Annotated in this window: 24 protein-coding genes; 14 read left to right on the top strand and 10 right to left on the bottom strand. The window is 67.6% G+C overall.

Annotated elements, in window-relative coordinates:
- Positions 1 to 686 precede the first annotated feature (686 nt).
- Positions 687 to 1,049 carry a SpoIIAA family protein gene (locus BLW27_RS19340; RefSeq protein ID WP_089886207.1) on the bottom strand — a complete coding sequence of 121 codons (363 nt, stop codon included), beginning with the start codon at positions 1,047 to 1,049 and terminating at the stop codon, positions 687 to 689.
- On the bottom strand, positions 1,021 to 1,986 hold the full coding sequence (locus BLW27_RS19335; RefSeq protein ID WP_089886205.1) for a cation diffusion facilitator family transporter: 966 nt from the start codon (positions 1,984 to 1,986) through the stop codon (positions 1,021 to 1,023). Before BLW27_RS19335 ends, BLW27_RS19340 begins: the two co-directional genes overlap by 29 nt.
- A 462-nt stretch (positions 1,987 to 2,448) precedes the next feature.
- Between BLW27_RS19335 and BLW27_RS19330 the strand changes: the two genes are divergently transcribed.
- The 4 genes from BLW27_RS19330 to BLW27_RS19315 all read left to right on the top strand — a co-directional run bounded on the left by BLW27_RS19330 (position 2,449) and on the right by BLW27_RS19315 (position 6,589).
- Entirely contained in the window at positions 2,449 to 3,264 is an 816-nt protein-coding gene (locus BLW27_RS19330) for a CPBP family intramembrane glutamic endopeptidase (RefSeq protein ID WP_218141173.1), read from the top strand.
- An 88-nt stretch (positions 3,265 to 3,352) separates the two neighbouring features.
- Complete coding sequence (locus tag BLW27_RS19325; RefSeq protein ID WP_089886203.1) at positions 3,353 to 4,312, top strand: alpha/beta fold hydrolase; 960 nt, start codon at positions 3,353 to 3,355, stop codon at positions 4,310 to 4,312.
- 44 nt (positions 4,313 to 4,356) lie between these two features.
- Positions 4,357 to 5,367 carry a medium chain dehydrogenase/reductase family protein gene (locus BLW27_RS19320; protein WP_089886201.1) on the top strand — a complete coding sequence of 337 codons (1,011 nt, stop codon included), beginning with the start codon at positions 4,357 to 4,359 and terminating at the stop codon, positions 5,365 to 5,367.
- A 100-nt stretch (positions 5,368 to 5,467) separates the two neighbouring features.
- Entirely contained in the window at positions 5,468 to 6,589 is a 1,122-nt protein-coding gene (locus BLW27_RS19315) for an alpha/beta fold hydrolase (RefSeq protein WP_089886200.1), read from the top strand.
- 10 nt (positions 6,590 to 6,599) lie between these two features.
- Here the strand turns inward: BLW27_RS19315 and BLW27_RS19310 are convergent, their stop codons facing one another.
- The 3 genes from BLW27_RS19310 to BLW27_RS19300 all read right to left on the bottom strand — a co-directional run bounded on the left by BLW27_RS19310 (position 6,600) and on the right by BLW27_RS19300 (position 8,927).
- Positions 6,600 to 6,908 carry a hypothetical protein gene (locus BLW27_RS19310; protein WP_089886198.1) on the bottom strand — a complete coding sequence of 103 codons (309 nt, stop codon included), beginning with the start codon at positions 6,906 to 6,908 and terminating at the stop codon, positions 6,600 to 6,602.
- Positions 6,905 to 7,744, bottom strand: a complete 840-nt coding sequence (locus BLW27_RS19305; protein WP_089886196.1) for a DUF6544 family protein — start codon at positions 7,742 to 7,744, stop codon at positions 6,905 to 6,907. Before BLW27_RS19305 ends, BLW27_RS19310 begins: the two co-directional genes overlap by 4 nt.
- A gap of 178 nt (positions 7,745 to 7,922) precedes the next feature.
- Positions 7,923 to 8,927, bottom strand: a complete 1,005-nt coding sequence (locus BLW27_RS19300; RefSeq protein WP_089886210.1) for an AraC family transcriptional regulator — start codon at positions 8,925 to 8,927, stop codon at positions 7,923 to 7,925.
- A 144-nt stretch (positions 8,928 to 9,071) separates the two neighbouring features.
- Between BLW27_RS19300 and BLW27_RS19295 the strand changes: the two genes are divergently transcribed.
- The 4 genes from BLW27_RS19295 to BLW27_RS19280 all read left to right on the top strand — a co-directional run bounded on the left by BLW27_RS19295 (position 9,072) and on the right by BLW27_RS19280 (position 12,409).
- Positions 9,072 to 9,512 (top strand): cupin domain-containing protein, encoded by a 441-nt coding sequence (locus tag BLW27_RS19295; protein ID WP_089886195.1) that lies wholly within the window; start codon positions 9,072 to 9,074, stop codon positions 9,510 to 9,512.
- A 16-nt stretch (positions 9,513 to 9,528) separates the two neighbouring features.
- Positions 9,529 to 11,016, top strand: a complete 1,488-nt coding sequence (locus BLW27_RS19290) for a flavin-containing monooxygenase (RefSeq protein WP_089886193.1) — start codon at positions 9,529 to 9,531, stop codon at positions 11,014 to 11,016.
- A 328-nt stretch (positions 11,017 to 11,344) separates the two neighbouring features.
- Positions 11,345 to 11,965 carry a hypothetical protein gene (locus BLW27_RS19285; RefSeq protein WP_089886191.1) on the top strand — a complete coding sequence of 207 codons (621 nt, stop codon included), beginning with the start codon at positions 11,345 to 11,347 and terminating at the stop codon, positions 11,963 to 11,965.
- Between the two features lie 174 nt (positions 11,966 to 12,139).
- Positions 12,140 to 12,409: a DksA/TraR family C4-type zinc finger protein gene (locus BLW27_RS19280; protein ID WP_089886189.1), complete on the top strand. Its 270-nt coding sequence runs from the start codon at positions 12,140 to 12,142 to the stop codon at positions 12,407 to 12,409.
- A 283-nt stretch (positions 12,410 to 12,692) separates the two neighbouring features.
- Here BLW27_RS19280 and BLW27_RS19275 read toward each other — a convergent pair whose 3' ends face one another.
- Positions 12,693 to 14,513, bottom strand: a complete 1,821-nt coding sequence (locus tag BLW27_RS19275) for a M3 family oligoendopeptidase (protein WP_089886187.1) — start codon at positions 14,511 to 14,513, stop codon at positions 12,693 to 12,695.
- Positions 14,514 to 14,696: 183 nt separating this feature from the next.
- Here BLW27_RS19275 and BLW27_RS19270 point away from each other — a divergent pair, with 183 nt between their 5' ends.
- The gene (locus tag BLW27_RS19270; RefSeq protein WP_089886186.1) at positions 14,697 to 15,533 is read left to right on the top strand and encodes an EAL domain-containing protein; all 837 of its coding nucleotides are present in this window, start codon (positions 14,697 to 14,699) and stop codon (positions 15,531 to 15,533) included.
- Between the two features lie 17 nt (positions 15,534 to 15,550).
- Here the strand turns inward: BLW27_RS19270 and BLW27_RS19265 are convergent, their stop codons facing one another.
- The 4 genes from BLW27_RS19265 to BLW27_RS19250 are packed head-to-tail and all read right to left on the bottom strand — an operon-like array spanning position 15,551 to position 19,500.
- Complete coding sequence (locus BLW27_RS19265) at positions 15,551 to 17,149, bottom strand: ATP-dependent DNA ligase (RefSeq protein ID WP_089886184.1); 1,599 nt, start codon at positions 17,147 to 17,149, stop codon at positions 15,551 to 15,553.
- Positions 17,146 to 18,174 carry a ligase-associated DNA damage response exonuclease gene (locus BLW27_RS19260; protein ID WP_089886182.1) on the bottom strand — a complete coding sequence of 343 codons (1,029 nt, stop codon included), beginning with the start codon at positions 18,172 to 18,174 and terminating at the stop codon, positions 17,146 to 17,148. Before BLW27_RS19260 ends, BLW27_RS19265 begins: the two co-directional genes overlap by 4 nt.
- Before the next feature lie 52 nt (positions 18,175 to 18,226).
- Positions 18,227 to 19,210 (bottom strand): alpha/beta fold hydrolase, encoded by a 984-nt coding sequence (locus BLW27_RS19255; RefSeq protein ID WP_089886180.1) that lies wholly within the window; start codon positions 19,208 to 19,210, stop codon positions 18,227 to 18,229.
- Positions 19,210 to 19,500: an SCP2 sterol-binding domain-containing protein gene (locus tag BLW27_RS19250; protein WP_089886178.1), complete on the bottom strand. Its 291-nt coding sequence runs from the start codon at positions 19,498 to 19,500 to the stop codon at positions 19,210 to 19,212. Before BLW27_RS19250 ends, BLW27_RS19255 begins: the two co-directional genes overlap by 1 nt.
- Positions 19,501 to 19,662: 162 nt before the next feature.
- Between BLW27_RS19250 and BLW27_RS19245 the strand changes: the two genes are divergently transcribed.
- From BLW27_RS19245 to BLW27_RS19225, 5 genes are all read left to right on the top strand, one after another.
- Positions 19,663 to 20,133, top strand: coding sequence for a tetratricopeptide repeat protein (locus BLW27_RS19245; protein WP_245710958.1), 471 nt, complete (start codon positions 19,663 to 19,665; stop codon positions 20,131 to 20,133).
- A 30-nt stretch (positions 20,134 to 20,163) separates the two neighbouring features.
- Entirely contained in the window at positions 20,164 to 23,178 is a 3,015-nt protein-coding gene (locus BLW27_RS19240; protein WP_089886174.1) for a helicase-related protein, read from the top strand.
- Positions 23,179 to 23,191: 13 nt separating this feature from the next.
- Positions 23,192 to 23,590 carry an RNA-binding S4 domain-containing protein gene (locus tag BLW27_RS19235; RefSeq protein ID WP_089886208.1) on the top strand — a complete coding sequence of 133 codons (399 nt, stop codon included), beginning with the start codon at positions 23,192 to 23,194 and terminating at the stop codon, positions 23,588 to 23,590.
- 59 nt (positions 23,591 to 23,649) lie between these two features.
- Positions 23,650 to 23,988: a ferredoxin FdxA gene (fdxA, locus tag BLW27_RS19230; RefSeq protein WP_089886172.1), complete on the top strand. Its 339-nt coding sequence runs from the start codon at positions 23,650 to 23,652 to the stop codon at positions 23,986 to 23,988.
- A gap of 291 nt (positions 23,989 to 24,279) precedes the next feature.
- Positions 24,280 to 24,789: a CarD family transcriptional regulator gene (locus BLW27_RS19225; protein ID WP_089886171.1), complete on the top strand. Its 510-nt coding sequence runs from the start codon at positions 24,280 to 24,282 to the stop codon at positions 24,787 to 24,789.
- The last annotated feature ends 178 nt before the right edge of the window (positions 24,790 to 24,967 follow it).

Below are 24,967 nucleotides of genomic sequence, written 5' to 3'. Positions count from 1 at the left end.
CTTGTAGCTCGGCGGGATTGGTCTGCTCATGCAGGCCAGCTACCACGCTGGATTCACAAGATGAATCCCTCACCTCGCCTTTGCGCAACAAAGCCAAGGCGTGAAAGAAAAAGAGAGGCAATTCAGTGTCTTGAGGCGCTCTGCGCAAAGGATCCGCGGCCGCGCAGAACCGTCAACGCGCCCGGCGAGGGTGAGAGAAAGCAATCGTATCGGAAGCAATTCTTGGAGAAACGTGGCAGGTGGTCGGAATTTGAACCTGCCCGCTGAGCAAAGTTTTTTCGTATCGCCTTCCCTCCGCCATCACCTTTGGGGTGCTGTGTCGGCGTGGTGGGTGGGTGCGCCCGTCAGGGCGTCTAGGCGGCTTGCGCTCGTCCGATCCGATTCCTGAAGTTCTACACGCGAGACGCATGCCGTCTCGATACCACCGCGGTTCAGTTCATCCGCCTGCGACTGCAGGGTCGTAAAGCCCTTGTCCTGAAGGTCGCCAAGAACGACCAAAACGTCGGCAGCATATGCGTCAGCACGGCTCCTAATCGCCTTCACCGAGGCCGTGGCGCGGACCGGCAAGCGCGGCCGGCACCGGCGCCCGGGCCGAGGATGACGGCAAATTGTGCAGAAGCCGGCGGCGCGGAACGGCATCCGTGGTGCAATGCCAGCGCCGAGCCGCCGAAGACGCGGTCGTCTCGTCAGCCGCCGCCCGCCCAGTCGGTCGCCTGGTTCCGGTCGTGGGGTTCGAACCACTGCATCTCGGACCGGGTCAGGGCCTTGGCGAGCGACGTGCCCCATTCGATCCATTTCCTATCGCCGATGACAGCGATGCGGGAGAAGTCGTTGCGGTGCGCGGTCTCCATCCGCACGTCTTCGCGAAGCGCGGAGGGGCTCTCGAAGCCGTCGAAGCCGGTCAGGTCGATGACCATGCCCGGCTGGCCGGCCGCTGCCAGCGTTTCGTGCAAGAGCGCGTGGATGCGCTTCATGTCGTCCTCGGTCAGCTTGCCCTCGCAGGCTATTCCGATGACGTCGTCATGGTCTTCCAGCGTTTCCCTGAACATCGACTCCCTCCTTCTTGTTCGTGTCGCCGTGCCCGAAGAGCCGGGCCTGCTGGTGGGCGTGGTGGATATCCTCGAACTCGAGGCTGGAATGGGTGATGCCGAAACCGCTCAGCGCGTCCTTGAGCGCCGCCTTGGTCGCTTCGATCCTCTGCCAGCCGTCCTCGTCGAGGACCACGTGACAATCGAGTGCCGCCTCGTGCTCCTGCATCTGCCAGACATGCACGTGATGGACGTCCGCCACCCCGTCGACGCGGCGCATGGCATCGATGACGGCCGTGCAATCCATGTCCGGTGGGCTGCCCAGCATGAGCGTGCGCATCGGGCCGCCGATCTCGGTCAGGGCGAGGTAGAGGATGTAGAGCGCGATGCAGATCGTGATCGCCGGATCGACCCAGGTCGCCTCGTAGAGGATGATGAGCGCTCCGCCGACGATCACCGCAACCGAGGCCAGCGCGTCGGACAGGTTGTGCAGGAAGAGCGCACGGATGTTCACGCTGCCTTTCTGCATCGACCAGGTCAGCCCCGCCGTCAGGCCGTCCACCGCCAGCGCCACGCCGCCGAGGATCACGACGGTCCAGCCCGCGACCTCGGTCGGCTCGATGAAACGCATGGCGCCTTCGTAGATCAGGTAGACCCCCACGAGGATCAGGGTCGTGTAGTTGATGAGCGCCGCCACGATCTCGATCCGGCCGTAGCCGAAGGTCATGCGCTCGTCCGCGGGGCGCCGCGCGATCTTGCGCGCGACGAAGGCGATCACCAGCGAGGCCATGTCCGAGAAATTGTGCAGCGCGTCCGCGATCAGGGCGAGGCTGCCCGACAGGATGCCGCCGACGATCTGCGCGGCAGTCAGCAAAGCGTTCGCCCAGATGGCGATGGAAACACGCCTGTCGCCGCGTGCCGGGTCGAGATGGGCATGGCCCGCGTGATCATGCGGCATCGGCGGCCCCTGCGTGGTTGTGGTTCGTGCGCGTGTCGGGGCGGCAAGCGACCCTGGCGAGCAATTCTTACACTCGCAGGTCGCGTAAAGGCAGCCCCACAGGGCCTGCCGGCCCCTTCGCACATCGCAAAAACACGTCGCGGGTGTCGAGAGTTCCGAGAACGCAGGCAACAGCGTTTTTCTGGTCTTGGTGAAGCCCGCAGACCGTCGTGAGGCCAGGCACATTCGCCGGCAAACCAGCTGGCGCGCGCAAGACGGCCGACCAACGGGTGATTGCCGGCTGCCCGATCCGCTCCCGCAAGCGTGCCGCCGCGGCGTCGTCGCCCAAAGCACCGGCACCATCGCTGCATTGATTCACATCACGGTCGCCGGTCCCCGTGTCTGCTAAGGGAGAGCCTGTTACGTCATTTGATCACGGCAACCTTCATGAATTCCTTCGGCTCGACACGCGGGCGAACCGCGATGCCTTCCGGGGCCATAGCGTCCTTCCTGGCGCTCACCTTCCTGATCACTTGGAGCGTGATCGGGGTCTACGTGCTCGCCCCAGATTTAGCCTCGGCATGGCTCGGAAAGATCAGCGGATCGCACCCGCTGTTCTTCCTCGCGACCTGGGCGCCGGGCATTTCCGCCTTCGTGCTTGTCCTGGCCCATGCCGGCGTCGCCGGCCTCCGGCGTTTCCTGTCGCGGCTCCTGCTCTGGCGAGCACCGGCGGGGTGGGTGGCCCTGATCCTGATCGGTCTGCCGCTCGCCTTCGTCGCAGGCTCGCTGATCAAGGGCGGACCCGTGTTGGCGCCGCTTCCCCCGGAGGGGGTCGCGCCGATGGTCGCCATCCTGTTCATGATGCTTTTTCTTGGCCCGATCGAGGAATTCGGCTGGCGCGGCGTTCTGCAGCCGCTTCTGCAGCGCCACATGGCGCCGATCTGGGCCGGCCTCCTGATCGGCGCGATCTGGGGGCTCTGGCATCTGCCGGCGTTCTTCCTCGCGCGCACGGTCTTCGCCGACTGGAACTTCCTGCCCTTCTTCGTCGGCAACGTGGCGCTCGCCGTGCTCGTGACGCCGATCCTCAACCGCACGCGTGGCAGCCTGCTGTGGCCGATGCTGTTCCACTGGCAGCTCATCAACCCGTTCTGGCCGGATGCACAGCCGTGGGACACGTGGATTCTGGCAGCCGTGGCGGTGGTCGTGGTCTGGTGGAACCGCGACACGATGTTCACCCGGCAAGGCGCCGTGACCGACGTCATCCCGGCATCAACCCCCGCGCTGCAAGCAGCGGAGTAGGCGTCATGCGGGCCCTCCTTCCAGCAAACGACTGGGATGTCATATCGGCGCGCGAGGTCGCGCTGGCGGGCGCGACAGGGCAGGGGGGATGATCGCCCGGCGCGCCCTTCTCCTGATGGTCGGCGGCCTGGTGCTGGCGGGCGGCGGCCACGCGACCGGCGCCTACCGCAGCGCGGTCGCGGCGGCGGATGCGCGCATCGCCCGTCGCAGCAGCGTCATCGAAACCGGCGCCGGCCCGCTGGAATACGCCGTGGCCGGTGACGGGCCGCCGCTGATGATGATCCACGGCACCGGCGGCGGCTTCGACCAGGGCCTGCTCTTCGCGTACCGGCTGCGTGATCGCGGCTTCCGGATCGTCGCGCCCTCGCGCTTCGGCTACCTCCGGAGCGCCTTTCCCGACGACGCCTCGCCCGCCCACCAGGCCGATATCCTGGTCGAGCTGCTCGATCATCTCGGGATCGACAGGCTGGCGGTCGCGGGCGGCTCGGCGGGCGCCCTCACCGCGGCCGAATTCGCGCTTCGGCATCCGGACCGATGTTCGCACCTCGTCCTGCTGGTCCCGGCCGCCAATCTGACGGGTCGCGACCCGGTGGAATTCACGGCGCTACAGCGAGTCGCCGTCGATCTGGTACTCGGCTCGGACGCGGCCTTCTGGTCGCTTTCCACGCTGGCGCCGCGCCAGATGATCCGCACGCTGCTCGCCACCGATCCCGCGCTGCTCTCGCAGGTGGCGCCGGACGAGCGGCGGCGCGCCGCGTTGATCCTCGACGGATTGATGCCGATCAGCCGCAAGGCGGACGGGTTGCGGACCGACGCACGATGGGCGGGCGCGCCTTCGTCCACCGCGTACCAGGACATCGCGGTGCCCACGCTGATCCTGTCCTGCGAGGACGACCTGTTCGGCACGGCGGCCACGGCGCGTCTGCTTGCCGAGCGTATCCCGCGCGCGCGGCTGATTGTCTGGCCCGAAGGCGGGCACATCTGGCTCGGGCGCGACGCGGACGTGGCACAGGAGATTGTTGCCTTCGTGCGCGCCGAGGCCGGGTGAAACGCGGTATAGACGACAAGAGAAACCTCGACGGAGACGCGACCATGGCATGGAAAAGGATCGTCCTGACCGAGTTCGGCGGGTCGGAGAACCTGAAACTGGAGACCGAGGAAACCCTGCCGGAGCCTGAAGGCACGGAGGTGCGCATCCGCATCCTCGTGACCAGCGCGGCCTTCACCGACGTCATGATCCGCAAGGGCAGGTATCCGGACCTGAAGGAGAAGCCGCCCTTCACGCCCGGTTACGATCTCGTCGGTGTGGTGGACGCCACCGGGCCGAAGGCGAAGCGCTTCGTCAGGGGCGACCGCGTGGCCGACCTGACGACCACCGGCGCCTATGCCGAATACATCTGCCTGCCCGAGGACAGGCTGACGCCCGTGCCCGACACCGTGTCGGATGTCGATGCGCTCGGCATGATCCTTTCGGCGGTCACACCCTACCAGATGCTCCACCGCGTGGCGAAGGCGCAGGCGGGGCAGAGCATCCTGATCCACGGCGCCGGCGGCGCCGTGGGCACGGCGATGCTGCAACTGGCGCGCTACGCCGGCATCACCGCCTTCGGCACCGATGTTGCCGCGAAGCACGACCTGATCCGCAGCCTCGGCGCGACGCCCGTCGCCGCCGACGCCGACGAGGCGACGCTGCGATCGGTTTCGGGCGGCGGCGTCGATGTCGTCTTCGACCCGCTGGGCGGCGAGAGCCTGTCTCGTTCGCTCCATGCGCTGAAGCCGGGCGGCATGCTCGTCGCTTTCGGCTTTCACAACGCGGTGCTGGGCCGTGGCGGCTCGATCCCGATGGATTTCGTGAAGCTGACCCTCTGGAACTGGTTGCCCAACCGGCCTTCCACCGCCTTCTATTCGATCGGGGCGATGCGGCGGAAACATCCCGACTGGTTCCGCGAGGATCTTTCCCAACTCTTCGAGTTGCTGGCGGAGCGCAGGATCGACCCGGTGGTCGCCGAGGTGCTGCCGCTGGATGACGTGCGCCGCGCCCATGAAATGATCGAGGCCGGCGAGGCGCGGGGCAAGCTGATCCTGCGGATTGCAGAGCAGTGAGGCCGGGTATCGTGGCTGCGCTCGCCACAATGCCCCGTCCGGTCCGGGGTCCGGGCGCCGCGGCAGAGGCCGCGCTGCCGCTTGTGCCTAGGCGTGGGCGATGAGGGCGTTGCGCCTGGCGAGCCTGCTCGTGCTGGCACTGCTGACGGGCGGAGTGATCTGGAAGACCCTGCCGGCCCGGACCGCCGCTGTCGAGGGTCCCGATCCGATCGCCGAGCTGGTGCCGGCCCGGATCGGCGGGATGACCCAGTGGGTGCTGATCCGCGGGGCCGACCGCAAGGCCCCGATCCTGCTGTGGCTGCACGGCGGGCCGGGCGCGGCGCAGATGCCGATCCACTCGGTCACCGCGGCGCTGGAGCGCGATTTCGTTGTCGTCCACTGGGAGCAGCGCGGCGCGGGCAAGTCGAACCCGCCCGGCTTCGATCCCGCGACCATGACGTTCGAGCGGTTCCTGTCCGACGCGCGCGAGGTGACGGCCCTGCTGCGGGCGCGGGTCGGAGAGCAGCCGCTGATCGTGCTCGGCCATTCCTGGGGCACGATGCTGGGCGCGCGGCTCGTGGCGCGCTGGCCGGAGGAGTACGCCGCATACATCGGCGTCGGGCAGCAGGTGAACACGATGCGCGCGGTGTCGCTGGCGCTGGACTGGCTGCGCGACGCCGCTCCGGAGTCCGACCTCGCCGCCATGGAGCCTGCGGCGTTCCGCGATCACGAACTCTACGTCCGTCTCATGCAGGAGATCGAGGCGCATGGCGGCGGGATGAACGTCGCGCTCCTGTCGCTGCTGCCTCGGGCGCTGGCCGCGCCGGAATACCGCCTGCCGGATTATCCGCGCTGGCTCGACGGGGCAAATCGCGGCAGCGGCGCGATGTGGCCCGCGTACCTTCAGCGCGACCTGATCGCCGAGGTGCCGCGCATGCCCGTGCCGATGCTGCTCCTCTCCGGCGCGCAGGACATGAACACGCCGGTGCCTTTGGTGCGGGAATGGATCGGCGGGGTCGACGCCCCGCTGGGCAAGCGGCTGGTGGTGTTCGACCCCTCGGGTCACGCGCCGTTCCTGACCGACACCGCGCGTTTCGTGGAGGCGGTGAGGGACTTTGCCGCGAACATCGCGGCGGAGACCGCCGGACGAGGCGCGCAGCTGCGGGCGATCGGTACCCCGGATCATCGTCGAACGCGCGATCGGTCGCATCCGGTCCCGCCGATCCCGGCCTCGACCCTGTAGCGCGGCATCCTCACCCGTCAGAGACCCCCTTCAGCCGGTCGCCACGCACGAGGAACCGGCGTCGATGCGCAGCGCCAGCGGCTCGCCCGTCTGCCTCGCCGCAGCGCAGGATCACGTGGTTGCCGAGACGGTTGACCGTGTCCTCGTTCGGCACCTCGAAATCCGCCATGTCTCCTTCGGCCGCGACCACCGCTCCTTCGCACGGCGCACGCAACTCGGCACCGAAGAAGCCGGAAAGGCTGCCGGCGGGCAGGAACGCCAGCCATGCGATCAGGACCAGCGGCAGCGCCACCAGCACGGCCAGGATCATCAGGGTCATGGCCGCGCCCCCGGAAAGCGTATCCCGGTGACGTCCGCGAGGAAGAAGGGGTGGTACGCGTCGGTGCCGAACATGTTGCCCGCCTCGACCCGGAACGGCAGGCGATAGCCGCCGACCTCCCGGAAGTCCGACATGACGGCACCGAAGGGCTGCAGCCGGTGTTCCTTGTCGGGATTGGCATTGCTCCAGCGCTGGAACTCCACCACGACGGGTCTGCCCGCATCGTCGACGGTCACGTCCACCGCCTGGGCAAGATCGCCGTGGCGGACGCTCACGCGCGCCGTGTCCCGGTCGACGGCCGACCACGCGACGCCCGGCCCGGGCAGCAGCGCGGCGGGCGCCCAAATCGCGGCCTCGGCCGCGTAGCGCCCGAAGGCCGAGCGGGCATGGTCGGGATCCCCGCCCGTTTGCGCCACCGGGATCAGGCCGAATATGCGGAACCGGGTCCATTTCCCCGAATCGGAACCCGAGATCGGCATGCCACCGCTCGTGCGCATCGACCAGACGAACCCCTCGGGTGTGGCCAGGATCTGCCGTGCCTCCATCGGCTGGTAGCGCGGGTCGTCCCTGGTCCCGAGGCTGAACTGGCCGGTCATGTCGATTTCGACGACCGGCAATAGCGGCGTCCCCGGCTCGATCATGTAGGTGAAATACCTTCGTGCAGGCTCGGGCAGGTCGGCGACCATCTCCGGCGCGAAACGCGCGGGCGTGGCGGGCTGCAGGGCTGCGAGCCTGTGCCATTCCGCGCGATCGGCCCGCCGGTCAAGGAGCAGAAGAGTCGCCAGGGCCACCAGGCCAAGACACAGCGCCACAAGAACTCCGGCAACGAGTTTCATTCAGCCGATTCCCTTTTCTGGATGTCGGTCTCTTGCTATCGCCGGCGGCGCACGCGCGGCGATGACCTGGATCAAACGGAACATGGGCGATGGTCGCCGGACCGGGTCAGCCGGAATGCTCTCCGTGCGGAGCCCGGATCACATTCCGGCGATCGTCGGGGCGTCAGCCTCGTAGCCCTCAGCTCTCTTGCGCCCGCCGGCGTCGTCGGACGGGACTGTCGCCGAACCGCGCCCGGTAGTCCCGTGCGAAGCGGCCCAGATGCGAGAAGCCGCAGGCATGCGCCACGTCACCCACCCCTTCGGGATCGCGGCGGCGGCTCAGCCTGTAATGCGCGGAATCGAGCCGCACCTGCCGCAGATATTCCATCGGCGTAAGGTCGAACGCCTTGCGAAAACCGATCTGCAGCGCGCGCGGCGACAGGCCGCAATGCGCCGCGATCGTGTCGAGCCGCAGCGGATCGGCAAAATGCGCGTGGATGAACGCGACCGCCCGGCGCAGGTCGCGCGGAAGCATGGGACGTTCACTGCGCCAGAACGCGTGCGAGATGTTGCTGCCGTGAAGCGTGAGCAGGCTGGCCACGACGTCGCGTTCGGCGCGGCTCTCGCGCAGGCCCTGCGGGCCGGCCCAAAGCTCGCCCCCGTCCACCGCGCGCACCACGGCCAGCACCCGGTTGCGCAACGCGCGCCCCTGCGGAGTCTCGAGGTCGACCGCCGGATCGAAGCGCACCGGTCCCGGCAGCGGGCTGCCCAGAAGCTCTTCGGCCACACGCTCCAGATGCTGCCGGTCGATCTGCAGCAGAAGCTTGCGGCAGTCCTCCGACCAGACCATGCGCGTCTCGCGATCGGGGCTGAGGATGGTCGCCAGGCGCGGCGAAGCCACGACCTCCTCTCCGCGGTGCGAAACGCACGCGCCACCCGAAAGCGGGATCTGAAGCAGGTAGAAATGTCCGAGTTGGCCGGGATCGATCTCCACCTCCGTGCCGTATCCCAGCGCGTTGAGCGAGACATGCCGGCCGCCGACATGGTTGTGCCGCGCCGCGAGCTTGGCGCCACGCCGACGCAGGTTCAGGCGATGGTCGCAGAAGGCGCGGCCGACGACCTCGCGTGCCTCGGAAAGGCTTTCGGTCCGAAGGATGGGATGGGCCTGAAGGAATTCCGCGGGCCCGGATTGCCCTTGCATCATGACGCGCCAGTCTATCGACGGCCCCGAATACTTCAAGCTTGAAACGATGCAGATGGATTCGCAATCTGGATAACGCCCGGCGGACATCGGTGCGATCGTGCCTGCAAGCGCCGGCAGCCCGCCGCGCCATCAGGAGGAGGAACCATGCAACAGGGAGTAACCCCGGCCGCCGACGGTCTCGAAGGCAAGAGCTGGAACGTGGTCGGCCACATCTACACGCCCAAGCTTCTCAGCCCCAACGCCTTCATCTGGCACGCCCGCATCCCCGACGGGACCTTCGTGCCTCCGCACATCCATCCCACCCAGGACGAGTGGATCGTGATGCTGGACGGCAGGCTCGAGGTCGAATTCGGCGACGACGTGCACAAGGCCGGCCCCGGCGACACGATCCGCATGCCGATGGGCATCGCCCACGGCATCTTCAACCGCTCGGGCGCCGAAGCCACCTGCGTCTTCGGCGTGGCACCATCGCGCAAGCTCTTCGATCTCTTCACGAAACTCGACGGCGTGACCGAGCCCGAGGAACTCGTGCGGATATCGGCCGAACACGAAGTCGACTTCCTGCCGCCGCCGGACGCGGCCTGACCGGGAGGAGCACAGGATGGTAAAGCGCAAGAAAGTGGCGGTCATCGGCGGCGGGGTCAGCGGCCTTGCCGCCGCCAAGGCCTTCGATGCCAAGGGCCATCGGGTGTGCGGGTTCGAGCGCAGTCACGATTTCGGCGGCGTGTGGGAGCTGTCGCGCTCCTATCCGGACGTGCAGACCCAGTCGCCCAAGGACCTGTACCGCTACACCGACATGGCGATGCCCGCCGAGTATCCCGAATGGCCCAAGGGCCCGCAGGTGCACGCCTACCTGCACGCCTACGCCGACAAGTTCCGTCTCGGCCGGCTCTTCCGCCTCAACACCGAGGTCATGTCGATGGACCGGCGGGCCGACGGCGCGCCGGGCTGGACGCTTAGGCTGCGGGCCGGCAGCCATGAATGGGACGAGGATTTCGACTTCGTTGCGATCTGCACCGGCCAGTTTTCCGAGAAGAACGTCCTCACCCATCCCGGGCAGGAGGCGTTCGTGGCGCAGGGCGGGCGGGTCATGCACTCGTCGGAATACACCGACCCCTCGATCGCCGAAGGTAAGGATGTCGTGGTGCTCGGCGCCTCGAAGTCCGGCACCGACATCGCGGTGAACGCGGCAAGGAACGGCGCCCGGTCGGTCACGCTCGTCTACCGCGAGAACGTCTGGCGCATCCCGTATTTCGTCGGCGGCATCAACTTCAAGCGGCTGCTCTACATGCGCGCGCAGGAGATGCAGTTCAACGGCTGGGGCCGCGGCGCCGCGGCCAGGGCGCTCGCCGCCGTGACCCGGCCGCTCGTCTGGGCCAATTTCCGCGGGCTCGAGACGCTGATCAAGCTGCAGCTGGGCCTGAAGAAGCACAACATGGTGCCGAAGACCCCGATCGAGAAGGAGGCCTCGTGTTCCCTGCCGATCGTGACGCCGGGCTTCTTCGAGCATCTGAACGCGGGAAAGATCCGGCCGGTGATCGGCACCATCGAGTCCTACGAGAAGGACGGCGTGCGTCTGACGACGGGCGAGACCGTTCCCTGCGACATCGCCGTGCTGGCCGTGGGCTGGAAGCTGGGCGTGCCCTACCTGCCGGAAGCGTACCGCAGGAAGCTGATCGAGGCGGACGGGCAATACCGGATCTACCGTCTTTCGGTGAACCCGGACCTGCCCGACATGGGCTTCGTGGGCTTCAATTCCAGCTTCTGCACCACGCTCTCGGCCGAACTGATCGCCAACTGGCTCGTGCGCTACATGGACGGACAGCTCGCGAACCAACCGGACCGGGCAGAGATGGAACGCGACATCGAGGCCAATCTGGCATGGCGCCGCAAGGAGCGGCCGGCCGCGCGCGTCTATGGCGGGCTCTGCTCGGCGCCGTTCCATTTCCGCCACTTCGACGAGCTGATGCGCGACATGGGCGCCCGGCAATGGAAGCGCTCCAACCCGGTGGCGGAAATGTTCGGCTACCCCGACGCGGATGCCTATGGGCGTTTCCTGAGCACCGCGCCGAATTATCGCGCCGCCTGACCGGCAGCGGGCGGCGGCGTCATCCGCCGCCCGCTCCGACATCCACCGCGCCATCCGTCCCGGTGGATCACAGGTGGCGGAACGCCGGGATCGGATCTCCGTGCCGAACGGGTGCACGGCGCTCGGCATCCGCCGTCACTGACGCCTCGGGACACGCACGTGGAGCGAACGGGGCAGGGCGGTCACCACCCGATCCGTGCAACAAACCGATCCGGGCGCGCAACCCGATCCGCCGCGTCACTGCAGGCCACTGACGGCGACCCGGAACATTCCGCAGAGCGCCGCCGTTGGTTTCCCGATCGTTCCACCGACAACGAGGGAAAAGCTCATGCGCGCCTTGCTCCAAGCAACATGCCTTTGCGGGATCGCGACGCTGGCCGCCGCACAAGGCGATGCCGTCGACGCTGTCAGCGGCACCTTCCAGCCCGTCAACACCGTCGGCGAAACCTTCACCGGCAGCGTCTCGGCGACGCCCGGGGACGGCGACGTCGTCCTCCGGCTCGATGTCGAGGGCGCCCCGCCGGGGATGCATCTCGCCCATATCCACGGCTTCGCCAGCGCCGATCCCGAAGCATCCGCCTGTCCGGACGCCGCGGCGGACACCAATGGCGACGGCTATGTCGACTTGATCGAGACGCGCGAGCAGGCGGGCGTGACGATGATCCCCTTCACCGACGCCCCCGCCGGCCTGCAGATCGAGTCGCGGAATTATCCCATTGCGGGAGAGGGCGGCCGGATGACCTACGAGCAGACGGTGGAACTGGCCGCGCTCCAGGACGAGGTCGAGGCCGCGTTCGACACGCCTCTTGCGCTGTCGCAGCGCGTCGTCTTCATCCACGGCGCGCCCGAGGGGACTGAGCTTCCCGACAGCGTCCAGACGCTCGAGGGCGTTCCGGCCGCGGTCACGATACCCATCGCCTGCGCCGAACTCGATGCGGTCGAGCAATAGCGAACGGCGCGGGTAGTCGCGCCCTGAACATCGCGCTGTCGAAGCGGCGACCACCGTCCGGCAGGTCGTCGCCGAAGTTCGCGTCGACCACGGGATCACGCACTTTCGCCAGGACGTGCAAAGGCCCGGGCCAGCCCCTATGTTCAGACCGGTGCCACTGCAGGGGAGTTCGCCATGGCCGGAGGCTGGAGCCGCGATGGCGCGGTAAGCGAACAGATCGAGGCAAGCATCGCCGAGGAACTCGAGCGCATGCGCGCCCGGCGCGGCCCGTCGGGCGAAAGCCTGACCCATTGCGCCGATTGCGAGGAACCCATCCCCGAAGCACGGCGCGCGGCGATCCCATGCGTGAAGCTCTGCGTCGATTGCGCCGCCGAGCGTCAGGGCGTTCAGGCGCAGCGCGGCGGGATCAACCGGCGCGGCTCGAAGGACAGCCAGCTGAAGTGACACTGGGCGCAGTGCCTGCGTCCGTCACCTGCGGAAAGGCGGCGCTGCCGCCCCAGGCAGACCGCGGGATCCCGGTCTCCGGAGGGGCGAAGTGTTACCGAAACGTGAAGACGTCTCTGCAAGTCATTGAAAACGCGTGGCCGTTATGGTGTCCCACCGTGGGACATCCAATTTCCGTCGCGGTGCGGCCGGCCATTCGCGGCCCGGCGCCAGCCCGAGGCCCGGCGCGCGTCGCGCCGGGCCGAGTGATCGGCGCACGGCCCCCGGGCCGCGCTCCTTCGGATCAGGTCTCCATCGCCTCGAGCTCATCGATGAAGCCCTCGATCATCGACAGCCCCTTGTCCCAGAACTTCGGGTCCGTCGCGTCCAGCCCGAATGGCGCCAGAAGCTCGGTGTGGTGCTTCGACCCGCCCGCCTTGAGCATGTCGAAATACTTGTCCTGGAACCCCTCGGGCGCGTCGCGGTAGGCGGCGTAGAGCGCGTTCACCAGCCCGTCGCCGAAGGCATAGGCATAGACGTAGAAGGGCGAGTGCACGAAGTGCGGGATGTAGGCCCAGAAGGTCTCGTAGCCCTCCATGTAGTCGAACGCGGGCCCGAGGCTTTCGGCCTGCACCGACATCCACAGCGCGTTGATGTCGTCCGGGGTCAGCTCGCCCCCGCGGCGCGCCTCGTGCAGCTTGCACTCGAAATCGTAGAACGCGATCTGCCGCACGACGGTGTTGATCATGTCCTCGACCTTGCCCGCCAGCAGCACCTTGCGCTCGGCATCGTCCTTCGCGTGGTCCAGCATCCGCTGGAAGGTCAGCATCTCGCCGAACACGCTCGCCGTCTCAGCCAGGGTCAGCGGGGTCGAGGCCAGCATCTCGCCCTGCCCGGCGGCCAGCACCTGGTGCACGCCGTGGCCCAGCTCGTGCGCCAGGGTCATCACGTCGCGCGGTTTGCCCAGGTAGTTCAGCATCACGTAGGGATGCACGTCGGTCACCGTTGGATGCGCGAAGGCGCCCGGCGCCTTGCCCGGCTTCACCGCGGCGTCGATCCAGCCCTTGTCGAAGAACGGCGTCGCGATATCGGCCATGCGGGGATCGAATTCGGCGTAGGCGTTCATCACGGTCTCGCGCGCCTCGGGCCACGTCACGGTGCGCGGCGTGTCCATCGGCAGCGGCGCGTTGCGGTCCCAGATCTGCATCCGGTCCAGCCCCAGCCACTTCTGCTTGAGCGCGTAGTAGCGGTGCGACAGGCGCGGGTATGCGGCCACGACCGCGTCGCGCAGCGCCTGCACCACTTCGGCCTCGACGTCGTTCGACAGGTGCCGGGCGGCCTGCGCGCTGGGCATGCCGCGCCAGCGGTCCATGATCTGCTTTTCCTTGGCCTGCGTGTTATGCACGCGCGCGAAGGTGCGCACCCTCTCCGAGAACACCCGCGCCAGCTCCCGCGCCGCCGCCTCGCGCTTGTCGCGGTCGGGATCGGTGAGGTAGTTCAGCGTGCCCTCGATCCCCAGTTCCTCGCCGTCGACCTCGAACGTCAGGCCGGCGATCGTCTCGTCGAACAGCCGCTCCCACGCGTCGCCGACCACGCCGAGATCGTGCAGGAACTTCTCCAGCTCGTCGGACAGCTGGTAGGGCTTCATCGCCCGGATGCGGCGCAGCGCCGGGCGGTAGCGGGCAAGATCCGTGTCGGCCGAAAGCCATCCCTCGATCGTGGCGTCGTCGATGCGGTTCAGTTCCAGCGTGAAGAAAACCAGCGGCGTCGTGTAGACTGTGATCTTCTCTTGGATGTCGGACAGGAACTTCGCCCGCTCGGAATCGGTCGTCTGCTGGTAATAGCGCAGGCCCGCGAAGGACATGATCCGCCCGGCGATTCCCTCGATGCGCTCGTGACGGCGGATCACCTCCAGGAATCCCGCCGCGTCCAGCGAGGCCAGCTTGCCCTCGTAATCCTGGGCGAAGCTGGCGCAGGCCTGCTCCAGCCAGTCGAGATCGCGTTTGAGTTCAGGCGCGTCCGGGGCGGCGTAGAGATCGCTCAGATCCCATTCCGGCAGGTTGCCCAGATCGCGGCCCCCGGCGGCGGCATCGGCATCGTGGACGGGAAGGGGAAGCTGAAACATCGAAGAACCTCGTCGGTTGAAACGCCCGTCTGACTTAGACTGCCTGCAGGTGCGGGACAACCAAGGGACCTCGCGACGCCCGCCGCAGGTCGACCGGCGACGGTTCGCCTTGAGGCGAAACCAAATCTTAAGCGCGGGCGGAAATAAGGGAGGGGTCGAGACCAGTTCAGGGGTGTACTCCGAATGACCGATCTTCCGCCGCCATGCGACGGCTGCCGCAACGGAGAGGTGTTCCAGCACCCGATCTCGATGGCATTTCAGCCGATCATCTCGGTCTCGAACAGGCGCGTGTACGCATACGAGGCGCTGGTGCGCGGCGCCGACGGCTCCGGCGCGGACTCGGTCTTCGAGCGGGTCGACGACGTGACGCGCTATGCCTTCGACCAAAAGTGCCGCACCACCGCGATCGACCTCGCCGCGCGTCTCGACCTAGCCCGCGAAGACGCGCTGCTGTCGATCAACTTCCTGCCGAACGCGGTCTACGATCCGCGCGCCTGCATCCGCCTGACGCTGAAGGCGGCCGAGATGGCGGGCTTCCCGCTCGATCGGATCATGTTCGAATTCACCGAGTCCGAGCGGATCAATCCCGCCCACCTGCTGGGAATCCTACAGCACTACCGGGCGCTGGGCTTCGTGACCGCAATCGATGATTTCGGCGCGGGCTACGCAGGCATGGCGCTGCTGGTTGATTTCGTGCCCGACGTTGTCAAGCTGGACATGCACCTGATCCGCGACAGCGATCGCTGCGATCGGCGGCGCGTGGTGCTGCGCCACATGGTCGCCATGCTGCAGGACATGGGAACCACCGTGGTCGGCGAAGGGATCCAGACGCAGGGCGAATATGATGTCTTGGCCGACCTCGGCGTGGATCTGATGCAGGGATACCTGTTCGCCGCGCCGGTCTTCGAGGCACTGGCCGATCCGGTATGGCCCGAGGCGCGTCCGCCGCGCGGCGTCTGGGCAAGCCCGGATGCGACCGCGACATCCGGCGCACGGAGCGAACGCTCGGCCGCCTCCTGAGCCGCGCCGGCAGTCCGTCAGCCGAAAGCGTTCAGCAAGTCCTTGAGGTCGTCCAGCGAATTCGCTTCGCGCGCGGTCTTGTCGTGACGCCAGCGGCTCATGCGCGGAAAGCGGAGCGCGATGCCAGATTTGTGGCGCGGGCTGGGCTGAATGCCTTCGAAGGCGATCTCGAAAACGTGCTCGGGCCGGACCTGCCGCACCGGCCCGAAGCGCTGCAGCGTATTCTTGCGCACCCAGGCGGTGATGGCGTTGAACTCGGCATCGGTGAGGCCGGAATAGGCCTTGGCGAACGGGACGAGTTCGTCGTCCTGCCAGAGGGCAAAGGTAAAGTCGGTGAACAGGTTCGCCCGCCGGCCCGAACCCTGCTGCGCGTAGATCATCACGGCGTCCACCACCAGCGGGTCGAGCTTCCACTTCCACCAGTCGCCCTTCTTGCGGCCCGACAGGTACGGGCTGTCGAGCCGCTTGAGCATGACGCCCTCGGCCCGGAGGTCGCGCGCAGTTGCGCGGGTGCGAGCCAACGCGTCCCAGGTCTCGAAGTAAATCGCACCCGATGCGCGCAGCGGCGCCTCGGGCGGCAGACCGTCGAGCAACGCCGTCAGCCGGGCGCGGCGGTCGCCCAAGGGGATGTCGCGCAGGTCCTGACCATCCTGTTCCAGCAGGTCGTAGGCCAGCAGGATCACCGGCGCCTCGCGCAGCAGCTTCTTCGGCACCGTCTTGCGGCCAATGCGCTGCTGCAGCGCGTTGAACGGCAGGGGCTGGTCGGCGTCTTCGTCCCAAGCGACGATCTCGCCGTCGATCACGGTGCCGGTCGGCAGGAAATCCTTGGCGCGGGCGAACTCGGGGAAGCGGTCGGTCATCAACTCTTCGCCGCGCGACCAGACGTGGTGGTCGCCCCCCCGAATCAGCACTTGCCCGCGGATGCCGTCCCACTTCCATTCGGCCAGCCAATCCTCTGGTTTCCCCAAGCCTTCCGGCGCATCGTCAAGTTGGTAGGCGAGGTAGAACGGGTAGGGCCGGCTGTCGTCGGCCTCGGCGTCGGGCGCCTCGATCAGGGCGTGGTAGCTGGTCGTCTCGGGTGTCCAGCCGCCCATCAGCTTGTGTGCGAGCACCGGCTCGTCCTGGCCGGTGGCCTGCGCCAGCGCACGCGTCATCAGCTTGCGCGAGACGCCGATGCGGAAGCCGCCGGTGATCAGCTTGTTGAACAGGAAGCGCTCGGTCGCGTCCAGTCTGTCCCAGGCATCAAGGATGCGCGCATGGCGCGCGTCCAGATCGACCCGGTGCAACGCGCGCAGCGTGGTGATCCAGTGCGTCAGCGGCAGGTCGTCCTGCCGCGAAGGCGGCGGCAGGACCAGCGCGATGGTTTCGGCCAGGTCGCCGACGATGGGATAGCATTCCTCGACCAGCCACAGCGGCAGGCCTGCGCGTTCAGCCGCCCATTCGCGCAGTTGCGTGGTGTTGACGGCGCGCTTGGGCCGCCGGCCCGAGAACAGCGCGATCGTCCACAGCTTGTCGTGGTCGCGCGCGGTGCGGAAGAAATCGGCCAGCGCCGCCACCTTGACGCTGGTGCGCGTGGTCTGGTCGATCGCGGTGAACAGTGCGGCAAAGTCTTTCACGACGCGGCCTCGGGCTCGGTCAGCGCGTCGGCCTCGTCCTCGGTGCCGCCGAACTCGGTCGGGACCACCTGCGCCTGCCAGCCCGCATCGTTCAACCATCGCGCGAAGATGTCGGTGTAACCGTGGGTGACGTATATGCTTTCCGCGCCGGTTTCGCGGATCGCCTGGTGCAGGCCGGGCCAGTCCGCGTGGTCCGACAGCACGAAGCCGCGGTCGCCGGCGCGCCGGCGTCGCACGCCGCGCAGCGCCATCCAGCCCGACGCAAAGGCCGTCGACGCGCCGGCAAAGCGCCGCATCCACGGGCTTCCCAGCGCGGATGGAGGTGCTATGACCAGCGCGCCGGGATAGTCCTTTGCCTTCAGTTCGGGCGTCACGTAAGCGGTGTCGGGCAACCTGTAGCCCTGGTCGCGCAGCACGGCGTTGGTCGCCTCGACGGCGCCGTGGGTCAGGATCGGCGCGATCCCGGGGTCGACGAGGCTGAGCACCCGCTGCGCCTTGCCCAGGGAATAGGCGCCCAGAACCGAGGCTCGGCCGGTCGCCGCGTTTGCCGCCCACCAGGCGTTGATCTCGTCCGCGATCACCGCCTGCGGCGCCCATTCGAAGACCGGCAGTCCGAAGGTGCATTCGCTGATGAAGGCGTGGCAGCGCACCGGCTCGAACGGCTCGCACAGGCCATCGGGCGTTGTCTTGTAGTCGCCCGACACGACCCAGACCTGGCCATCCACCTCGACCCGTACTTGTGCCGAGCCGGGAAGGTGCCCGGCCGGATGGAAGGACACGGTGGCGTCGCCGATACGGCGCTGCTCGGCATAGCCGATGCCCTCGGCGGAGATCTCGCCCAGGCGGTGGCGCATGACCGGCAGGGCGGCGTGGGTTGCAAGGTAGCGACGATGCCCGGGCCGGGCGTGGTCGGCGTGGCCATGGGTGATCAGCGCGCGGTCGACCGGCCGCCAGGGGTCGATGAAGAACTCGCCCGCGGGGCAGTAGATGCCGCGATCGGTGAAGGTGAGAACGGGCTGCGCCATGCTTGGGATGTAGGCGAACGCGGTCGGGGGAAAAGGGCCCGCAGGCGGGGCCCTATGCGGCCAGCCCGCGAGCCGAGTCCGCGAAATGCCGGGCGCATGCTTCGAGGATCCGCGTCCGCGTGTTTTCGTCCGTCATAAGCACTTCGTGGCCGGCGCCGGGCACGGTTTCCAGCGACCCGCCGGGCCAGCGCGCCATGCGTTCGTGGATGCGCGGGACGTCGACGATGCGTTCGTTGCCGCCGACCCATGTCATGCAGGGCAAGGCGGGCGAGGGGCGTCGCGCCAGCGCGCGGCATTCGCCGAGCGCTTCGTGCAGCCAGTGCATCGACGGGCCGGCGAGGCCGAATTCCGGCACCGCATCGATCTGCGCGCGCATGTAGTCCCACATCGCGCGGTCGGTCGTCAGGGTGTTGTCGTCGAACTCGGCGCCCGCGATGTAGCTTGCGGCGCCGGTACCGGGGGCCAGCCGGTGGCTCAGCCCGACGCGGCGCGACCCCCAGGCGACGGCCCAGGCCGCGGGCCGCATCATCGCCGAGATCCGGATACCCCACATCGGCCCCGAGAACGCGCAGGACGCGATGTCCAGTCCGTCCATGGCCGCGCGCAGCCCGATGCAGCCGCCCATGGAATGGGCGAGCATGTGCAGCGGTTCGGGCAGGCCGAGCGTGCGCACGGCGTCGCGCAGGGCGGCGACGTCGTGCTGGTAATCGGAGAAGTGGGCCACGTGTCCGATCAGCGGGTCAGGCAGCAGCCGGTCCGCAAGGCCCTGACCGCGCCAGTCGATGGCCAGCACGTGGTGGCCGTGCGCGCAGAGCGCCTGCGCGACATGACCGTATTTCTCGGCGTACTCGGTGCGTCCGGGGAACAGGAGAACCGTTCCCGGCGTCGCGCCGGTCGTCGAACCACTGCGCGCAACGGTTGGCCGGAACAGCACCGCGCGCAGCCGCACGCCGTCCTGCGCCTCCAGCCAGAGGGCCTCGGCCGCGCCGTCGAAACCGGCCAGGGACGCGTGGAACGGCGCCGTGGCCGGTTGCATCAGCTGAGAACCTGGGCCAGTCGCATGGCGGCGCCCATGTCGCCGTCGATCGTCAGCTTGCCCGACATGAAGGCCGCGGTCGGGTTCAGCTCTCCGTCGAAGATCTGCTGGAACGTCTCGGGGTCGGCAGTCAGGGTGACGTCGGGGTCGGCCTCGCCCTTGTGGGCGCCGGATTCGTCGACGATGAAGCTGCCCTCGTCGCCCACGACGAACCGCGCAGTGCCGTCGAAGCCCGTGCCTTCCATCTTGTCGTTCAGCGCGGCCACGGCCGCGTCGATCGTATCGCTCATAAGTGATGTCCTCTTGCCTTGGGCATGCTGGTAATCCCGCGCCCTCTTGTTAATGTCGACTGTATGAGGATGACCCGTAAAGATTTCAAATCTGCCGTAGCGGCATTTTCGACCGCGCTGCTGGTTTCGCTGCCTGCGACCGCACAGACCGAAGCCACGGACGTGGAGTCGCTGCTCCGACGCCTGGCGCAGGCCGAGTCGGAGACGGCTGCGGAACGGCTCGAGCGTCAGGTGATCACGGAATGGTCGAAGTCGGGCAGCGCGACGATGGACCTGCTGCTGCGGCGTGGCCAGGACGCGCTCGAGCGGGGCGAATTCGACCTCGCGTCCGAACATTTCGGCGCGCTGACCGACCATGCGCCGGACTTCGCCGAAGGATGGCTGGGCCTTGCTCAGGCCTATTACGGCGACGAGCGCTTTGGCCCTGCGATGGACGCGCTCGAACGCGCGCTGGCGATAGAGCCGCGCCATTTCGGTGCGTTGCGGGGCGTCGGCGCGATCCACGAGCAGGTCGACAGGCCAGCCCTTGCGTACCGGGCCTATGAGCGGGTACTGGAACTGCGGCCGCACGACGCCGAGGTCCAGCAGGCGCTCGAGCGGCTCGAAATGCAGGTCAGGGGCATCGCCCTGTAATCACAGGCGCACGCCAGTCGAGGAGGGCCGATGGCCCGGAATACGCGGATCGCGGCCGTCCTGGGCCCGACCAATACCGGCAAGACCCATTACGCGATCGAACGGATGCTGGGGTACCGCACGGGCATCATAGGCCTGCCGCTGCGGCTTCTGGCGCGCGAGGTCTATGACCGTATCGTCGCTGCGCGCGGCCCGTCGGTCGTGGCGTTGGTCACCGGCGAGGAGCGCATCGTCCCCGAGCGCGCGCGCTACTGGGTCTGCACCGTCGAGGCGATGCCCGAAGGCATAGGCACTGATTTCGCCGCCGTGGACGAGATCCAGCTTTGCGCCGACCCGGAGCGTGGCCACGTCTTCACCGACCGCCTGCTGCGGATGCGCGGCACGCACGAGACTCTGTTCATGGGCGCGGAGACGATGCGCGGCCCGATCGGCGCGCTGGTGCCGGGGGTCGAGTTCGTGCACCGCGAGCGGATGAGCCAGCTGACCTATACCGGCTCGAAGAAGATCGGTCGGCTGGCGCCGCGCAGCGCCATCGTCGGCTTTTCCGTCGACAACCTTTACGCCATCGCCGAGCTGATCAAGCGCCAGAAGGGCGGCGCCGCGGTGGTCATGGGTGCGCTGAGCCCGCGCACCCGCAACGCCCAGGTCGAGATGTACCAGAACGGCGAAGTCGATTTCCTGGTCGCCACGGACGCGATCGGCATGGGGCTGAACCTCGACATCGACCACGTGGCGTTTTCAGGCCTGTCGAAGTTCGACGGCCGCAGGATGCGCCCCCTGATGCCCAACGAGTTGGCCCAGATCGCCGGCCGTGCGGGCAGGGGCATGAGCCACGGCACCTTCGGGACCACCGGCGACGCCGGCCAGATCCCCGATGACTGGGCCGAGGCGATCTGCAACCACAGTTTCACCCCGGTGAAGAAGCTCAACTGGCGAAACCCGCACCTGTCCTTCGCGTCGGTCGACGCGCTGGACCAGAGCCTTGAACAGGCACCCGACCACGAACGCCTCGTCAAGGCGCGCGAGGCCGACGACCTGCGCGCCCTGAGGGCGCTAGCCGCCGACACGCAGGTGGCCGTGCGGGCGCGCGGCGTCGCGGCGGTCAGCCTGCTGTGGGACGTCTGTCGCATTCCGGACTTCCGCGGAATTTCATCCGGGGAACATGCGGGGCTGCTTGGCGTTATATACCAGCACCTGCACGAAACCGGGCGGATACCGGACGATTTCCTAGCCAGACAGATCAACCGGATCGACAGGACGGATGGGGACATTGACACACTCTCGAAACGTCTCGCCTATATCCGCACTTGGACTTACGTCGCCCAGCGTCGTGGATGGGTGCAGGACGAAGAACACTGGCGGGGCCTGTCCCGCGCGGTGGAAGACAGATTGTCGGACGCGCTGCACGCGGGTCTGACTCAACGTTTTGTTGATCGGCGCACGAGTGTACTATTGCGGCGGTTGAAACAGAAGGAGGCCCTGTTGGCCGAAGTGAATGACAAGGGTGAGGTGACCGTCGAAGGCGAATTCGTCGGTAAACTCGAAGGGTTCCGGTTCCGCCAGGACAAGGACGCCAGCGGGCAGGAGGCCAAGACCATCCGCTCCGCGTCGATCCAGGCGCTGGTGCCCCATTTCCATCTGCGCGCGGACCGCTTCTACAACGCGCCCGACACCGAGCTCGACTTCACCGAGCAGGGCGGGTTGATGTGGGGCGAGCAGGCGGTGGGCAAACTCGCCAAGGGCGACGACCCGCTCAAGCCGCGCGTCGTGGCCTTTGTCGACGACGAAGCCGGCGCGGACGTCGCCGGCAAGGTCGAGCGCCGCTTGCAGCACTTCGTCGACCGCAAGATCGCCGCGCTGTTCGAGCCGTTGATCAAGATGCGCGATGACGAGGCCCTGACCGGGCTGCCGCGCGGCTTCGCCTTCCGTCTGGTCGAGAACATGGGCGTGGTTCCGCGCGCCGAGGTCGCCGACGACGTCAAGACGCTGGACCAGGATTCGCGCGGCGCGCTGCGCAAGCACGGCGTGCGCTTCGGCCAGTTTACCATCTTCATGCCGCTGCTGCTGAAGCCGGCGCCGACGCGGCTGCGGCTGGTGTTGTGGAGCCTGGCGCAGGATCTTCAGGAATTTCCCGAGGCGCCGCCTCCGGGGCTGGTTACCGTGCCCGCTCCCGAAGGCACGCCCGCGCGGCATCTCACGCTGGCGGGCTACCGCAAGGCGGGCGCCCGCGCGATCCGCATCGACATGCTGGAGCGCTTGGCCGATATGCTGCGCAACGAGGACAGCCGCGGCGGGTTCGAGGCCAACCCTGACATGCTGTCGATCACGGGCCTGACGCTCGAGCAGTTCGCGGACCTGATGGAGGGTCTCGGTTATCGTGCCGACAAGGGCGAGCGGGTCAAGGAAAAGCCGGTCGACAAGGTAATGGCGCGTGGCACCGATCCCGAGGTCGCCGCGGGCGCCTCGCCGGACGCCGCGGCACCCGACGAGGTCACCGGCGACCCCAACGACGAAGCGCCCGGCGTCGACGTACCGGCCGACGACACGCCGGTAATGGACAAGGCCGCCGAGGAAGGCGAGGGCGCCGCGCCCACGCTCGAGCCGAAGCCCGAGGCAGTCGACCTGCCCGAACCCGACAGGCCGCTGCCGGACGAGGGCGAGGCGCCGATCGCATCGGAATTCGACACCGACATGCCGGAAAGCCCGGTGTCCGCCGCGCCCGCGGAAGAGTTGCTGCCTGGCACCGCGCCGGACGAGACGCTCGCCGGTCCCGAAACGGAGATGTTCTACACCTTCACCTGGGCCGGCAATCGCGGCGGCCGCGGCAAGGAGCGCGGCGAAGGCGGCGGTGGCAACCGGCTCCGCGGCAAGGGCGGGCCGAAGGGCAGGGGCGGACCCAAGGGTGGCCCCAAAGGTAAAGGCGGCCCGCGCGGCGGTGGCGACCGCAAGCCCGAAACCTTCGAGTCCCGCCCGCAGAAGAAGGACCGGATCGATCCGGACAACCCCTTCGCCGCGGCGCTGATGGGGCTGAAGGACAAGGACTGAGGTGACGGGTGACGTGACGGGCGAAACGGCCGGTGGAGCGGCGGGAAAGCTGCGCATCGACAAGTGGTTATGGCAGGCGCGGTTCTTCAAGACCCGCAGCCTCGCCGCCAAGACCGTTGGTACCGGCCGGTGCCGCGTCAACGGCACGCCCGTCGCCAAGCCCGCCTTCTGCGTCTCACCCGGCGACGTGCTGACCTTCCCCCAAGCGCACGACATGCGGGTCATTCGCGTCGAGGCTCTGGGCGTCCGCCGCGGCCCCGCGCCGGAGGCGCGCACGCTTTACACCGACATGGCCCCTCCCGAGCCGCGCGAGGCGTCGCTGACGTCGGTGCCCCGCTTCGACCGCGGCGGGCGCCCGACAAAACGCGATCGGCGGATGATGGAAAAGACGTTCCCGGATGCGCTTGAATGATCCGGGGGGGTGGATTAGCTGTCTGAACCGAGTGTGGACCCCAGACGGATGATCGCCCCATGACCTATGTCGTCACCGACAATTGCATCGCCTGCAAGTATACCGACTGCGTCGAGGTCTGCCCAGTGGACTGCTTCTACGAGGGCGAGAACATGCTGGTGATCCACCCGGACGAATGCATCGATTGCGGCGTCTGCGAACCCGAATGCCCCGCCGACGCGATCCGGCCCGACACCGAGCCGGACATGGAGAAGTGGGTCGAGTTCAATCGCAAGTATTCAGAGGCATGGCCGGTCATAATCACCAAGAAGGACCCGCTGCCGGACGCCGAGGCACGCGACGGCGAGACCGGCAAGCTCGAGACTCTGTTCAGCGAAGCGCCGGGCGAGGGCGGCTGACGCGATTCGCGGCCGCGTCGTCCGAGGCGCGCCGCAGACCTGCAGAGTTGACGGCAAGGCCTTGATTTGTCAGGGCCATTTCGGCTCTTCCAGTGCCGCTATCTTCAGGCCTCGGAATATGATATAAATGTGTCAATGAAGGCGTCAAACGCATCAACTCAGGGCCCCCGACCTTGAGTTTATGAAGAGCCGGATCGGCACGACCTTAAGCGGACACTCTTAGAGGTGCCCGCGGCATTTCGTGTCGGCCGGTGTCTGCGTGTCGCGTCGCTGAGCAAGGAAGCGTCTCACATGAGCAAAGCCAAGAAATCCGAATTCCGCCCGAACGACTACGTCGTCTACCCGGCCCACGGCGTGGGTCAGATCGTGTCGATCGAGGAGCAGGAGATCGCCGGAATCAGCCTCGAACTGTTCGTGATTTCTTTCGAGAAGGACAAGATGACCCTTCGCGTTCCGACCCACAAGGCGACCGAGGTGGGCATGCGCTCGCTGTCGACGCCGGACGTGGTCGACCAGGCGATGAAGACGCTGAAGGGCAAGGCGAAGGTCAAGAAGGCCATGTGGTCGCGCCGCGCGCAGGAATACGAGCAGAAGATTAACTCCGGCGACCTGATCGCCATCGCCGAGGTGGTGCGCGACCTGCACCGCGCCGATGACCAGCGCGAACAGAGCTATTCCGAGCGCCAGCTTTACGAGGCTGCGCTGGAACGCCTGACGCGCGAAGTCGCGGCCGTGTCGGGCGGCGATGAATCCGCCGCCGCACGCCAGGTCGACGAGGTCTTGGGCCTGCGCGCCGCCTGATCCGGTTTGTCGGATCCCGAACGCGGAAGCCGCGTCCCTCAGGGGCGCGGCTTTTGTTATGACGAAGCGCTGAAGCTGCCGCGCTAGAGCGGATCGCGTTTAATTGGTTCTGTATCCTGCTGCTTTGAAGAAGTTGTAGCATTCTTCATCACTGAACAGGTCGCACACGTGACCGACC

The sequence above is a fragment of the Citreimonas salinaria genome (genome assembly GCF_900107235.1).
GTDB classification, from domain to species: Bacteria; Pseudomonadota; Alphaproteobacteria; order Rhodobacterales; family Rhodobacteraceae; genus Citreimonas; species Citreimonas salinaria.
Note: the sequence above shows the minus strand (reverse complement) of the source record. Positions and strands in the feature narration are given on the sequence as shown.

What these genes read in the sequence shown, in the direction of transcription:
- BLW27_RS19340 (WP_089886207.1), bottom strand. Translation starts at nt 1,049, where the DNA reads ATGTTCAGGGAAACGCTGGAAGACCATGACGACGTCATCGGAATAGCC.
- BLW27_RS19335 (WP_089886205.1), bottom strand. Translation starts at nt 1,986, where the DNA reads ATGCCGCATGATCACGCGGGCCATGCCCATCTCGACCCGGCACGCGGC.
- BLW27_RS19330 (WP_218141173.1), top strand. Translation starts at nt 2,449, where the DNA reads ATGCCTTCCGGGGCCATAGCGTCCTTCCTGGCGCTCACCTTCCTGATC.
- BLW27_RS19325 (WP_089886203.1), top strand. Translation starts at nt 3,353, where the DNA reads ATGATCGCCCGGCGCGCCCTTCTCCTGATGGTCGGCGGCCTGGTGCTG.
- BLW27_RS19320 (WP_089886201.1), top strand. Translation starts at nt 4,357, where the DNA reads ATGGCATGGAAAAGGATCGTCCTGACCGAGTTCGGCGGGTCGGAGAAC.
- BLW27_RS19315 (WP_089886200.1), top strand. Translation starts at nt 5,468, where the DNA reads ATGAGGGCGTTGCGCCTGGCGAGCCTGCTCGTGCTGGCACTGCTGACG.
- BLW27_RS19310 (WP_089886198.1), bottom strand. Translation starts at nt 6,908, where the DNA reads ATGACCCTGATGATCCTGGCCGTGCTGGTGGCGCTGCCGCTGGTCCTG.
- BLW27_RS19305 (WP_089886196.1), bottom strand. Translation starts at nt 7,744, where the DNA reads ATGAAACTCGTTGCCGGAGTTCTTGTGGCGCTGTGTCTTGGCCTGGTG.
- BLW27_RS19300 (WP_089886210.1), bottom strand. Translation starts at nt 8,927, where the DNA reads ATGATGCAAGGGCAATCCGGGCCCGCGGAATTCCTTCAGGCCCATCCC.
- BLW27_RS19295 (WP_089886195.1), top strand. Translation starts at nt 9,072, where the DNA reads ATGCAACAGGGAGTAACCCCGGCCGCCGACGGTCTCGAAGGCAAGAGC.
- BLW27_RS19290 (WP_089886193.1), top strand. Translation starts at nt 9,529, where the DNA reads ATGGTAAAGCGCAAGAAAGTGGCGGTCATCGGCGGCGGGGTCAGCGGC.
- BLW27_RS19285 (WP_089886191.1), top strand. Translation starts at nt 11,345, where the DNA reads ATGCGCGCCTTGCTCCAAGCAACATGCCTTTGCGGGATCGCGACGCTG.
- BLW27_RS19280 (WP_089886189.1), top strand. Translation starts at nt 12,140, where the DNA reads ATGGCCGGAGGCTGGAGCCGCGATGGCGCGGTAAGCGAACAGATCGAG.
- BLW27_RS19275 (WP_089886187.1), bottom strand. Translation starts at nt 14,513, where the DNA reads ATGTTTCAGCTTCCCCTTCCCGTCCACGATGCCGATGCCGCCGCCGGG.
- BLW27_RS19270 (WP_089886186.1), top strand. Translation starts at nt 14,697, where the DNA reads ATGACCGATCTTCCGCCGCCATGCGACGGCTGCCGCAACGGAGAGGTG.
- BLW27_RS19260 (WP_089886182.1), bottom strand. Translation starts at nt 18,174, where the DNA reads ATGGCGCAGCCCGTTCTCACCTTCACCGATCGCGGCATCTACTGCCCC.
- BLW27_RS19255 (WP_089886180.1), bottom strand. Translation starts at nt 19,210, where the DNA reads ATGCAACCGGCCACGGCGCCGTTCCACGCGTCCCTGGCCGGTTTCGAC.
- BLW27_RS19250 (WP_089886178.1), bottom strand. Translation starts at nt 19,500, where the DNA reads ATGAGCGATACGATCGACGCGGCCGTGGCCGCGCTGAACGACAAGATG.
- BLW27_RS19240 (WP_089886174.1), top strand. Translation starts at nt 20,164, where the DNA reads ATGGCCCGGAATACGCGGATCGCGGCCGTCCTGGGCCCGACCAATACC.
- fdxA (WP_089886172.1), top strand. Translation starts at nt 23,650, where the DNA reads ATGACCTATGTCGTCACCGACAATTGCATCGCCTGCAAGTATACCGAC.
- BLW27_RS19225 (WP_089886171.1), top strand. Translation starts at nt 24,280, where the DNA reads ATGAGCAAAGCCAAGAAATCCGAATTCCGCCCGAACGACTACGTCGTC.